The sequence below is a fragment of the Mycobacterium sp. pV006 genome, from assembly GCF_041287115.1.
Classification (GTDB): domain Bacteria; phylum Actinomycetota; class Actinomycetes; order Mycobacteriales; family Mycobacteriaceae; genus Mycobacterium.
Genome location: NZ_JBGGKT010000013.1, coordinates 1 through 14,125, shown reverse-complemented (window position 1 = coordinate 14,125; position 14,125 = coordinate 1). Strand labels below are relative to the sequence as shown.

Annotated in this window: 3 protein-coding genes; 1 reads left to right on the top strand and 2 read right to left on the bottom strand. The window is 66.2% G+C overall.

Translation table 11 applies throughout. The annotated features are described in order from the left end of the window. The first annotated feature begins 233 nt into the window (after nucleotides 1-233). The gene (locus tag ACAG25_RS18870; protein ID WP_370490003.1) at nucleotides 234-1,883 is read left to right on the top strand and encodes a DNA repair helicase XPB; all 1,650 of its coding nucleotides are present in this window, start codon (nucleotides 234-236) and stop codon (nucleotides 1,881-1,883) included. 5 nt (nucleotides 1,884-1,888) lie between these two features. Here ACAG25_RS18870 and ACAG25_RS18865 read toward each other — a convergent pair whose 3' ends face one another. Both ACAG25_RS18865 and ACAG25_RS18860 read right to left on the bottom strand, forming a co-directional pair. Then, nucleotides 1,889-12,316 carry a hypothetical protein gene (locus tag ACAG25_RS18865; RefSeq protein WP_370490002.1) on the bottom strand — a complete coding sequence of 3,476 codons (10,428 nt, stop codon included), beginning with the start codon at nucleotides 12,314-12,316 and terminating at the stop codon, nucleotides 1,889-1,891. A 796-nt stretch (nucleotides 12,317-13,112) separates the two neighbouring features. Continuing rightward, on the bottom strand, nucleotides 13,113-14,063 hold the full coding sequence (locus tag ACAG25_RS18860; protein WP_370490112.1) for an LLM class F420-dependent oxidoreductase: 951 nt from the start codon (nucleotides 14,061-14,063) through the stop codon (nucleotides 13,113-13,115). Between the last annotated feature and the right edge of the window lie 62 nt (nucleotides 14,064-14,125).

Sequence of the window (14,125 nt, the reverse complement as noted above, 5' to 3'; positions counted from 1 at the left end):
ATCTAGCACATGCTGCTAGCGCCCTTAACTGGGCTTTAATCGTACCTAGCAACATTAATGATAACGCAACATTTCGTAGCGTATGACCGGTAAACGAACACCGGTTCCGGCGTGTCGCAATGTTTCACACCAGCGCGCCGACATCGGGACGCCGCACGTGACCCGCCCACCCAACGCCGCTCTGGATAATGGACAAACGTGACCGAAAACCGACATCAGCGACGAGGCGCCGCATGACCGAGGGCCCGCTGATCGTCCAATCCGACAAGACCGTCCTGCTGGAAGTCGACCACGAGCAGGCGCAGGCCGCGCGTGCGGCGATCGCGCCGTTCGCCGAGCTGGAGCGCGCACCCGAGCACATCCACACCTACCGCATCACGCCCCTTGCGCTGTGGAACGCGCGCGCCGCCGGCCACGACGCCGAGCAAGTCGTCGACGCGCTGGTGACATACTCGCGGTACGCGGTGCCGCAGCCCCTGCTGGTGGACATCGTCGACACCATGGCCCGATACGGCCGGCTACAGCTGGTCAAGCATCCGGCACACGGCCTGACGTTGGTCAGTCTGGACCGCGCGGTGCTCGAAGAGGTGTTGCGCAACAAGAAGATCGCTCCGATGCTGGGTGCGCGTATCGACGACGACACCGTGATCGTGCACAACAGCGAGCGGGGACGCGTCAAGCAGATGCTCCTCAAGATCGGTTGGCCCGCCGAGGATCTGGCGGGCTACGTCGACGGTGAAGCGCACCCCATCGATCTGGCCCAGGACGGGTGGCAGCTGCGCGACTACCAGCAGATGGCCGCAGACTCGTTCTGGGAGGGCGGCTCCGGCGTGGTGGTGTTGCCGTGCGGCGCCGGTAAGACTCTGGTGGGTGCGGCCGCGATGGCCAAAGCCGGCGCCACCACGCTGATCCTGGTGACCAACACCGTGGCCGGACGGCAGTGGAAGCGGGAGCTGGTCGCGCGTACGTCCCTGACCGAAGACGAGATCGGAGAATACTCCGGCGAACGCAAGGAGATCCGGCCCGTCACCATCGCGACCTACCAGGTGATCACCCGCCGCACCAAGGGCGAATACAAGCATCTGGAGTTGTTCGACAGTCGCGACTGGGGCTTGATCATCTACGACGAGGTGCACCTGTTGCCGGCACCGGTGTTTCGCATGACCGCCGACCTGCAGTCTCGACGACGCCTCGGCCTGACCGCGACGTTGATCCGGGAGGACGGCCGCGAAGGCGACGTGTTCTCGTTGATCGGCCCGAAGCGGTACGACGCGCCGTGGAAGGACATCGAGGCCCAGGGCTGGATCGCCCCGGCCGAGTGCATCGAGGTCCGCGTGACGATGACCGACAACGAGCGGATGCTCTACGCCACTGCCGAACCGGACGAACGCTACAAGCTGTGCGCCACAGCGCACACCAAGATCGCGGTGGTGAAGTCGATCCTGGCCCGCCACCCCGACGAGCCGACCCTGGTGATTGGTGCGTACCTCGACCAACTCGACGAGCTGGGCGCCGAACTCGACGCACCGGTCATCCAGGGGTCGACGAAAACCGCAGAGCGCGAGGCGTTGTTCGACGGCTTCCGGCGCGGCGAGATCCGCACCCTGGTCGTCTCCAAGGTCGCCAATTTCTCCATCGACCTGCCGGAAGCCAGTGTGGCCGTGCAGGTTTCGGGCACCTTCGGGTCACGTCAGGAGGAAGCGCAGCGACTCGGCCGGCTGCTGCGCCCGAAGGCCGACGGCGGCGGAGCGGTGTTCTACTCCGTGGTGTCGCGCGACAGCCTCGACGCCGAGTACGCCGCGCACCGCCAGCGCTTCCTGGCCGAGCAGGGCTACGGCTACGTCATCAAAGACGCCGACGACCTACTGGGACCGGCGATCTGACGTCGCTACACAATGACAGTGAGCGCCAACCCCGATGCGTTGCTCGAGAGACCCTGCATATCAACCACTCGGAACGTGACCGTGCGAAGTCCCACTGACGTCACACCACTGGTGCTGAATCGGACCGAACTGAGTACCTGTGCGTACTCGGCCGGTGTGCCCCATCCAGTCAGCGTCAAGACGCCGTCTTGGTAGGCGCCGACGACGTCACCCACCGGCGTGAACGACAAGTTGTCGTTGTTGTGCACGCCGCCGATGGTGACGGTCGCACTCTGCAGGTACGACGACTCGTCGACGATCGTGGTCGCTGGACTTAGCGTCAGCAAAGACCCCAAAGTGAGACTGTAGGTACTGACCGGCAGCACCGCGGTGATCAGCGGCGGAGTGTTGGCCACCACGGTCAGCGTCACCAACCCGGGCGGACTCGTCGCTCCGCGCGCGTCGGTCACGGTGAACGAGACCACCTTGACCGACGCCAACAGCGTCCCGCTCGAAGCGAATTGAACCGACCTCAGCGCCTGCTGGTACTGGTCGGCCGTACCCGGTCCGGACAGCGTCAATGTCCCTGTATCCGGGTCGAATCCACCGGAGATATTGCTTCCTTCCGGCTTGGTGAAGGTCAAGACATCGTTCTCGGAGAACCCGGCGGATATTTTGATTACCGCACCGGTCAAGTCGTCCTGATCGAGATCACCGACCGTCAGCAGCGGGTTCACCGCGACGGGGGTGTTGCCGGCGGTGTATATCGGCCCAACCGGGATGGTGGCGACCAGTGGGGGAACATTGGGCGAGAGCGCGAGCACGGCCACAGCGACCGAACCCGGAAGGCTCTGCGCCCCGTTCACGTCGGTGACCCGGAACGTCACCGTCTTGAGCGCAGCCGGCGCCGATGAATCGCTGGATATCTGTACCGTGCGCAACAATCGCTGGTAATCGTCCATCGACGCGGCGTTGGTGAACGTCAACACCCCGTTCGCGTATGACCCGTCCACGCCGAGTTCACCGGCCAGCACCTCGTCATAGGTCAGGAAGTCCTTTCCGGCCGCATAGCCGATGGAGATCCTGACCGTGGCGCTCGCGATGTCGAGGGGATTGAGGTCCAACAACGTCAGGTTGTCATCGACCGACAACGGGTCGTCGCCGGCCGTGTAGCCGAGATTCACTCCGGAGGTGACAACCAAAGGTGCGACGCCGACCGGCGCCTTGACCACCGTCACCGCGACCAAACCCGGTGCGCTGGTGTTGTTCTGGTCGTCGGTGACGACGAACGAGATGGTCTTGATGGTGGCCAGCGCCCCCTCCGGGGCGGTGAACGTCACCGACCGCAGCAGCTCCTGGTACACCTCCTTCGATGCCGCCTCGGTGAAGGTCAGCACTCCCCCGCCGTAGGTGTAGTCCAGGTCGAAACCTGCCGGCATGGTGAATCCCAGGCTCTCGCCGTTGGCGGCGCCGCCGACGATCCGTACCACGGCTCCCGCGATCACATCCGAATCGAAGTCCAGCAGAAGCAGATTGGAGTCGACCACCACCGCCGAGCTCCCTGCCGTGTAGTCGACGTTGGCCAACGACGTGACGATGACGGGGGTGGCCGTCACCGGCAGCGACACGACCGCGACCGCGACCGACGTCGGGAGACTGGCCCGTTGGTCGACATCGGTGACGGTGAACTCGATCATCCTGATGTCCGCGAGCGCCGACGATCCCGACGAGAACGTCACCGTCCGGAGCAGCTCCTGATACTCCGCAGCCGAGGCGGTACCAACGAACGTCAGCACTCCGTCTTCGTAAACCCCTTGCACATCCCGAGGTGTGGCACCGAAGTTCAGGACGTCGCCGGGATCGGCGTCGTGGATCCGCACGACCGCACCCGAGATCTCGCTCATATCAGGATCGAGCACCACCAGCCCGGGATCGACCGCCACCGCGCCCGCTCCCGCGGTGTACTTCACGCTGATCAACGAGCTCAGCACAATCGGGGCGGCCAGTGCAGGCAGACCCAGCACGGTGACCAGCGTGGCCGCCGCCATCCGGCTCTGGTTGCCGTCGACATCGGCGACGGTGAAGGTGACCGTGCGCAGACCTGCGTCCGTCGAGGTCAGCGTCACCGAGGAAAGCAGCTCCTGATACTCCTCGGCGGTCGCGGGTCCATCGAAGACCAGCCCGCCGTCGACATACTCGACAGTGACCTCCGAGGGCAACACACCGGTGAAGTCGAGTGTGTCGCCCGCTCGCGGCTCCGCGAGTTCGACTCGGGCAGAGTCGATCAGGCTGAAATCCACGTCGGCGATCGCCAGGATGGGACTGACCCTGATGGGTTGGCCCGCCACGCCCGCGGCCACCGGCGCCACCACGACCACCGGCGCGATCGGCGCCGAGACAGCCGGTACGACCGTGACCAGGGTGACTGCCGCGCCCACGCTCGGCTTGCCCGTGGAGTCGACCAGCGCGAAGGTCACCGTCTTCACCCCGCCCGTGGACGAGGTCAGCGTGACAGATTCCAACAACTCGCGATACTCGTCGACGGAGGCCGCGCCACTGAAGGTCAGTACACCACCGGTGTTCTGCACCACCATGTCCGCCGGCAGGGTAGCGGTGTAGCCCAACACGACTCCGGCGCTGTCGCCCTCGACCGTCACGATGGCCGACTGCAGCCCCACGGAACTGGGATCCGCGAGAGCCACGAAGCGGCTGACGGTGATGGGTGACCCCACCGTGCCCGCGGCCACCGGGGTCGCCACCACCACCGGAGGGATCGACACATCGGGGATGCCGACAACGGTGACCGTGGTGATGGCGGCAACGGTGCTGGGATGCCCCTCCAGGTCGGTGACGCTGAACGTGACGGTCTTGAGTCCCTCCGCCTGCGCCGTCAGCGTCACCTCCGAGAGCAGCCGCTCGTAGTCGGCGACCGAAGCCCCTCCGGTGAACGTGATCTCGCCGGCCGTGATGTCGATCCCGACCCCGGTCGGCAACTCTCCGCCGAAGTCCAGGACATCGCCGGCGGCCCCGTTGAGCAGCCGCACGGTGGCCGACAAGATGCGGTCGGAGTCCAGGTCGGCGATCGCCACCACCGAACTGATCTCGATCGGACTGCCGACGGTACCGACGGACACCGGTGCCACCAGGACCAACGGCGCCCGCGCTGCCTCCGGTGCGTCGATCACCGTCACCACGGCACCCGCGGGCACCTTGCTGGTGTTGAGATCCTCGTCGGTGACGGTGAAGGTGAGCGTGCGCAGTCCGGCAGACGCGGATGTCAGCGTCACTCCCGACAACATCTGCGCATACTCCTCGACGGTTGCGAGACCACTGATAGTCAGGACCCCCCGGTCGAAGTCGACGCTGACGCCGTTCGGCCTCGATCCGGTGTAACTGAGAACATCGCCTTCTGCGTAGTTCTCGAGCTCGACGCGCGCCGATTCGATCCGGTCAGAGTCGAGGTCGCTGATCACCACGACCCGACTCACCTCGGCGGGTCGTCCGACCACGCCCACCGCGACCGGCGCGGCCACCACCACCGGGTCCAACGACGCTGCGGGAGTGGCCAGGACGACCGTCGTCGTGGTGGCCGGCACCACGCTGCGTTTCCCGCCGCTGTCGGTGACTGCGAACCCGATCGTCTTCGCGCCGTCAGCGGTCGATGTCAACGTCACGGTTTCCAGCCATGCCTGGTACTGCACCAACGTTGCGGGACCGTAGAAGGTCAGTACCCCGTCGGAGTAGGTGACTTCCACATCGTCCGGCAGAACGGCGTTGTGCGCGAGGACATCTCCGTCGGTGAAGTTCTCGATCCAGACCTCCGCCGAGGTCAGTCCGGTGGAATCCAGGTCGGTGATCACGACGATCGGACTGACGGTGACGGCACGGCCCACCACGCCGACCGCGGCCGGAGCCGCGACGACCAACGGAGCCAGTGCCGCGCTCGGCAGCCCGATGATGGTCACGGCGGTGCCCGTCGTCAGCGCGCTGGGTGCACCCCCGATGTCGGTGACCTCGAAGGTCACCAGCTTCGTACCGGCCTGCGCCGAGGTCAGCGTCAACGACCGCAAGACTTCCTGATACTCGGCGACCGTGGCGGGACCGGTAAGGGTCAGAATTCCGTCGGAGTAATCGACACCCACATCGGTGGACAGGTCTGCGGTCACCTCGAGCAGATCGCCCTCGACGAAGCCGGAAAGGATCACTCGCGCGCCACGCAGTTGCGTCGAGTCGACGTCGGCGATCAGTAATACGGGACTCACGGCCACGCTGGAACCGACCAGGCCGGCCGCCACCGGCGAGGCCACGACCACCGGTGGGATCGACGTGCCGGTGATCCCGACAACCGTCACCGCTGTGCGCGCACTGATCAGGTTGGATTTGTCTGAGGGGTCGGTGATCTCGAACTCGACCCACCGGATGCCACCGTCGGTGGCGGTCAGAGTGACCGAGCGCAACAGTGCCTGGTACTGCGCGGGGGTGGCGTCGGCGGTGAAGGTCAGCACACCGTCGGTGTTGTCGACGGAGAACCCGTTGGCCAGGTCCGCGTCGAAGCCCAGGACGTCACCACTGCGATACCCGTCGACAGTGACGGTCGCCGAACGCAGCAGAGCGGAATCGACGTCCGCGACGACGAGCACAGGACTGACGACAATCGGGGAACCGGTCCTGCCGGCGGCCACGGGGGACACGACGACCAACGGCGGAAGCGACACGTCCGGCACAGCGATCACCGTCACCGTGACCGCCGCGCGCACGACGTTGGTCTTGCCCGTGTCGTCCTCCACCTCGAAGACCACCGTGCGGATTCCCGGCGTCGTCGCGGTCAGCGTCACCGACCGCAGCACCGTCTGGTAGTCCGCAACTGATGCGGTGCTGCTGAAGGTCAGCAGCCCGTCGGCGTAAAGTCCGTCGATCAATGCGTCGTCGAAGCCGAGCACGTCTCCCGGCGCGCCGCCTTCGATCCGCACTGTCGCGGAACGGATCTGCGAGGCATCGAGATCGGTGATCAGCAGAAGCGGGCTGACGGTGATGTCCGATCCGGCAAGTCCCGCCGCGAGGGGCGAGACCACCACCACGGGGGCCAACGCGACCTGCGGTACTCCGACGACGGTCACCAGCGTCGGTACGGGGATGGCGCTGGTGGCGCCACCGATGTCGGTCACCTCGAAGGTGACGGTCTTGATCGAAGCGGTCGCCGACGTCAGCATGACCGAACTCAGCAGGGTTTGATACACCTCGAGGGTGGCCTCACCGTTGATGGTCAGCACTCCGCCGGCGTAGCCGGCAGTGAAACCGGTGGGTAGCGCGGCGGTGACCGCGAGCACGTCGTCCGCGTCGGCGCCGACGAGAGTCACCTTCGCAGAACGCAAGTGCGTCGAATCCAGGTCCTCGATCACCACCAGTGGGCTGACCCGGATGGGTTTGTCCACCACGCCGGCAGCGACCGGGGACACCACGACCAGCGGACGGAACTCGATGTCCGGCAACCCCAGGACGGTCACCGCGGTCGTCGCGGCGAGCGCGTTGTCGAGGCCCAGCGCATTGGTGACGGCGAACTTCAGTGTTTTCAGCCCGGCCGTCTCCGAGGTCAAAGTCACCGATGCCAACAGGGCCGCGTACTCGTCGGCGGTGGCGGGACCGGTGAAGGTGAGCACGCCATCGCTGAACTCGGCATTCACGCGCTGCGGCAACGGGGCCGTGTATTCGAGACGATCACCGGCGTCGGCGTTCTCGATCGACACGGTTGCCGATTCCATGAGCGCGAGGCTGAGGTCGGTGATGACGACCACGGGGCTGACCCGGATGGCGTCGCCCACCGTTCCGGCAGCCAGAGGCGAGACCACCACCACCGGATCCACGGCGAGATCCAACAAGCCGACCACCGTCACGATGGTTCCCGCGGGGACCACACTCGGCTGCCCCTCGGCATCGGTCAGGGTGAACGACACGTGTTTGATCCCGCCGTTCGGGGTCGTCAACGTGACCCGCGACAGGATGTCCTGGTACTGCGCGGTGGTGGCATCCCACGAAATGGTCAGCGTGCCTTGGTTGTACACCGCGGTCGCCCCGGTCGGCAGCGGACCGGTGACCGCCAGCACATCGTCGTCGCCGGGGTCGGAGATCCGTATCACCGCAGACTTCAGCAGATCCGAATCAGGGTCGGTGACAACCACGATCGGGCTGAGGCGGATCGCCGACCGTGCGAGGCCGACGGCGGCCGGCGCCACCAGGACCAGCGGCGGGACTTCGGTCTGCAGACCGACGATAGTGACCAGGGTGCCTGCCACCAGGCTCTCGGCACCGTCGCTGTCGATGACCTCGAAGCCGACCGCCCTCACACCCGGCGTGTCCGTGGTCAACGTCACCGAGCGCAGTATGTCCTCGTATTGCTCCACGGTGGCGGTCCCGACGATCGTCAGGACGCCACCGGCGTAGTTCGCCTGCACACCCTCGGGGAGATCGGCGGTGACCGTCAGCTCGTCACCGGTCCCGGGATCGGCGAGAGTGACTGTGGCCGAACGGATGCGGTCGGAATCCAGATCGGTGATCAGCATGATCGGGCTGACCTGGATGGGCTCTCCGGTGGTTCCGGCCGCCACCGGCGACACCACCACGACCGGGGCGATCGACAGCCCGCCGGGCAGACCGACGACTGTCACCAGGGTCGCGGCCGGGATCACGCTGACGTTGTCTTCGTCGTCGGTGACCGAGAAACTCACGGCCTTCACCGCGCCGGTGGTCGAGGTCAACGTGACCGACTGCAACAGTTCGCGATAGGCCGCTACCGTCGCACCGCCGGAGAAGGTGATACTGCCCGCAGCGTAGCTGACATCCACGCCGGTCGGCAGGCTCGCAGTGAAGCCCAGGACGTCGCTATCACGCGCGTCCAGCACCGTGACGGTGGCCGACTTCAGGCGCGTGGAATCCGGATCTGTCAGCACGACAATGGGGCTGACCACGATCGGTGAATCGGTGAGTCCGGCTGCCACCGGTGCCACCACCACCAGGGGCGGTACATCCGCGGTCAGTTCGACCACAGTGACCAGCGTTGCGGCCTCCAGCAGGCTCGGGGCGCCCTCTAAGTCGGTGACCGAGAAGCTGACCGTCCGGATTCCGGCCGACGCCGAGGTCAACGTCACCGACTGCAGAAGTTGGCGGTACTGGTCGACGGTGGCCTTCCCGGTCAGGGTGAGGATGCCGTCCGTGTAGTCGGCATCCACCCCCGTCGGCAGCGCGATGCCGACGGCCAGCCGGTCGCCTTCTTCCGCATCGCCGAGTGTGATTGTGGCAGAGCCGATGTAGTCGGAGTCGAGGTCGGTGATCACGACGACCGGGCTGACCCTGATGGGTTTGTCGACGGTGCCGGCTGCCAGCGGGGTCGCGACGATCACCGGCGGCATGGAGACATCCGGGAGACCGATGACCGTCACCAGGGTGACGGCCGGGACCTTACTGGTGTTGCCCTCGACGTCGGTGACCGAGAAGGTGACCGTCTTCACGCCCGCGTCAGCGGTGCTCAGTGTGACCGCCGCGAGCATCCGCTGGTAGTCGGCCAGCGACGCCGGCCCGTCGAAGGTGAGTGCTCCGGCGGAGTAACCGACCCGGACACCGGTGGGTAGATCGCCGGTGTAGGACAGGACATCGCCGTCTGCCGGATCAGTGATCTTCACTGTCGCCGTTTGCAATTGCTCGGAGTCCACATCGGTGAGCAGCAGTATCGGGCTCACCGTGATGGGCGAACCGGCCCGGCCCGCAGCCACCGGTGACACGAGGACCAACGGCGGTAGTTCCGCGGACACTCCGACGACGGTCACGAGAGTGCCGGCCGGGAGGCTGCTGGGGTGCCCTTCCTCGTCGGTCACGGCGAAGCTGATCGCCTTGATTCCCGCCGTCGTCGACGTCAACGTGACCGAGGCGAGCAGCGCACGGTACTGCTCGACCGATGCGACGCCGCTGAATGTCAGGACACCATCGGCGAAGTCGGCGCCGACCCCGGTCGGCAGTGCCGCCGTGAAGCCGAGGACATCTCCGTCGTCGGGGTCGTCGAGAGTGACGGTGGCCGAACGCAACCGTGGCGAGTCCAGATCGGTGATCGCCACGATGGGCGTCACCTTGATCCGTGCGCCGACCACGCCCGCGGCCACCGGGGTCACCACGACCACGGGAGCCGTCACGACATCGGGGACGCCGAGCACCGTGACGACGGTGCCTGCGGGCGCGACGCTCTTGTTGCCTTCGATGTCCGTGACGGCGAAGCTGACCGCCTTCAAGCCGGCGCCGGCGGAGGTCAGGGTGACCGACTCCAGGATCGCCCGGTAAGCGGCGATCGAGGCTTCTCCGGTGAAGGTCAGCACCCCGCCGGCGTAGGTCGCCTTGACCCCGGTGGGCAAGGTCGCGGTGAAGTCGAGCAGATCGCCCGCCTCGGGTTCGCCGAGAGTGACGGTGGCCGAACGCAATCGCTCGGAGTCGAGGTCGGTGATCATCACGACCGGACTGAGCTTGATCGGCGTGCCCGCGGCACCGACGGCGACCGGGGACACCACGATCAAGGGCGGTACGTCGACCGGCAGGCCCAGCACGGTGACCGCGGTGAGCGCCCGAACGACGCTGGGATTGCCATCGCCGTCGACCACGGAGAACGACACCGACTTCAGAGACGGCGCGTCGGACGTCAGTCTCACCGACTGCAACAACTGCTGATACACATCGGCCGAGAAGTCCCCGGTGAAGGTCACCCAGCCGTGTCCCGAGTCGACGCTCACCCCTTCGGGCAGTGCGCCCCAACTCAGCGTGTCGCCCTCAGCCGGATCGGTGATCCGTACCGTCGCCGAGGCCAGGATGTCCGAATCGATATCCGTGATCACCACGATGGGACTCACCTGGATCGGCGAGTCGGTACGGCCGGCGGCCACGGGGGCAACCAGCACCAACGGCGGCACTTCGACCGGCAGCCCCACGATCGTGACCACCGTCGCCGCCGGTGCCAGATTCGCCTTGCCCTGGTCGTCGACCACGGCGAACGTCACGGTCTTGATGCCGATGTCGTCGGATCGCAGGGTCACCGTCTGCAGCAGTTGCTGATAGGCCGTCACGGTCGCCGGGCCGGTGAAGGTGACCGTCCCGTCTCCGACGGACACCGTGACACCTTCGGGCAGCTCGCCCCAATCCAGCACGTCTCCGGGTTCGGGATCACGGATCGTGACCGTGGCCGAGACAAGCTTGTCGGAGTCGAGATCGGTGACCACGACGACGGGACTGATCTTCACCTCGGTGCCGACCAGGCCGGTCGCGACCGGGGTCACCACGACGACGGGCGGAATCTCCACGATGGGGTTGGCCGTCACCGACACGGCCAGGGTGACCTCGTCGGGTTGGGCGAGTCCGATCATCCGGGCCAGCGAGTGGAAGATTCCCTGGATCATCCCACCGATGCCCTTGAGGTGTTCCGAGGAGTCGCTGATCGTGACGTAGAACTTGTCCTGCAGCGGTTGACCGGTGACCGGCACGAGCGGTGTGTAGACGAACTTGTCCGTCAACGGATTTCGGGTGACCAGGCCGTGTTCGGGCTGGCTGATCTTGTAGGTCAGCGGGTCATCGTTGGGGTCCCAGGCGTTGAGGTCGAATTCGACCTGCCCGGTGAGCAACTGCTGGCTCTCGACCGGTCCCCACACCGGGGTCCGGTTGAAGAAGGTGTGGGTGATCTGCCGGCGCACCCAGGCCAGCAATGCATCGAACCAGGGTGCGCGCGCGGGCGCGGACGGATCCGCGAACGGGGACACGAGGTTCGACACGAGTGTCGTCATCACGCCGACGGTCTCGACGTTCTGCTCGGTGCTCTCGGCGGGCTCGACGGGCACGGTCGTCTCGTCGGCCGGTGTGGCATCGGGCGTGCCGACCGTCAGGTCGACGGTGGCGGTTCGCTCCTCGACGGCGTCGACGGCGTCGTCGGCTTCGTCGGCTTCGTCGATGCCAGTTTGGTCGGTCTGCAGTGTGGCGTCCACCGGCGCGTCGATGTCGGCGTCGTCCCGCGTCTGTTCGGTCGCCGCGGCAGTTTCGTCCGGTGTCGAGGTCTGCTGGGCCTGCCGGGCCGACGCCCTGCGCTCGGCGCCAGTGGTCGGCGCCGCTCCGGTCGGACTTGCCGCGGGCTCGGCTTCCGTCAGCGGGGGTTCGGTCTCGTCGGCGGGTGGGCCCTCGTCGACCTCCACGTCATCGAGTTCCAGCTCGTCGGCCGTTTCGCCGGCGGGATCGGTTTCCTGCGCGTCGCGGTCGGTGTCGGTGCTGCCGGATCGCGAGGGCGCGGCACGGTCGGCACCTGCCCGCCGCGGCGAGGACGAGCGGTCGTCGTCACGGCTGGCCGAGACCGACGAGTCACCGTCGGTCTCGGCGTAGGCGACTCCGGTGGAGTTCACCACGGCGAACCCGATGCCCAGCGCCATCGCGAGAGCGCCCACCCGACCGATCGGCGGGGCGTACCTCCCCGCCTGCGTCCGGGCGTGCCTGGCCTGACCGCCACCTGAGGTCGGCAGTGCGCCGGCCGCCCAGAACGCTCGATTCCTGCCGAGGTCCCGACGGGGGGCGCGGTGTCGGGCCGGGGTCGCACACATAGCTGTCCTCCATTTGCTGCGACGGCCCCCCGGGGCACATCCAGTTGTCCAGCCGCGTAGCTGCGACGCTTCGATGATTCGCTGGAGTTGAATGCCGACGTCACGCCTCCCAACGCGTCGTCGCCACCCACTTCCTGCCACAACCACTCGCGCTGCTTTGCTGACACTGCACGATCCGTCGCATGCCGAGCCAGCAAAACTGAGCTTAGGCAATTCCGCGACGCCAATTCCGAAATCCCGCGAAAAATTTCATTCGGAAGAAATAGGCAAATTTCAGCTAACTGCTAATGAAAGTCTCCACGCAACAAAACGTGCACAGTAGAGGTCTACCAGCAAATTTTACTGCTGCGACAGTACCGAGTCGCCCCCAACGGTGCCGTAAGAACTCTCACAACAAGGTCCGTCATGCGTCCCGACCCGAACAACAGACGGCCGATCAGCCGGCTCTGGCATCGATGGCAACAGAGTTAGCACTGCAGATAGGTGCGACGGTCAGCCGGCCCGGATGTCCGCGGCGACGGACCGAGCACCTGTGACGGCCGGATGTCGACGCGTGGTGAGTCACCGCCACATCTGCGACCGCCGGTAACGGAATCGACGCCGCTGACAGTATTTGCTCGCGGGAAACCCCGTCCGTCCGCCGTCAGGACAGTGCGGGAATGACCTCGCGCGCGAACAGGTCGATGCTCGACCGGTCGTAGGCCGCCTCGGGGAAGTAGCAGATCACGTACTCGCAGCCGAGACCACGCAGCCGTTGCAGGGATTCCACGAGTTGCTCAGGCGTGCCGCTGCCGGCTTGCGGCGTGCTCATCGAGTTCAGCATCGCGTCGGCGGCGGCGTCCCCACTCAACCCACTGATCCGGGAGCGGACCCGACCGAGACGTTCCTTCACCTCGGCCTCGGAGCCACCCACCACCGCGTTGATGTTGACGCTACGCACGATCGCGTCGAAGTCGGTGCCCACGTCCCGGCAGTGCCCGGCCAACACCTCCGACTTGTGGGCGAATCCCTCGGGCTCGCTGGTGAAGTTGGTGTACTGCGCGTACTTCGCGGCGATACGCAACGTCACCTTCTCTCCCCCCCCGGCGATCCAGAGCGGAATACCGCCGCGCTGCAGCGGTTTGGGCGCCACGATCGCGCCGTCGACCTGATAGTGCTTGCCGTCGAAGGTGACCACGCCCTCCCGCCAGGCGTCGGCCATGATCTGCACCCCCTCGTCGAGCCTGCCCAACCGCACGCCCGCCGACGGGAACCCATATCCGTACGCGCGCCATTCGTGCTCGTACCAGCCGCCGCCGATACCCATCTGCACCCGGCCGCCGGAGATGATGTCGGTCGTGGCAGCCACTTTCGCGAGGTAGGCGGGATTGCGGTAGCTCATGGCGGTGCACATCTGACCGAGCTTGATCCGGGACGTGGAGGCGGCGAACGCCGACATCAGCGTCCACGCCTCGTGGGTGGCCTCTCGAGTGGGCACCGGGACGGTGTGGAAGTGGTCGTAAACCCACAGCGAGTCCCAGACGGGATTGTCGTCGGCATAGACCGCGAGGTCACGCATCACCGGCCACTGCTGCGCGGGCTCTGTTGCAAAAATCGTGAAGCTTGAGCATGCTTGGCGGAGATTGGACGGACGGAACGATGACGGATTTCAAGTGG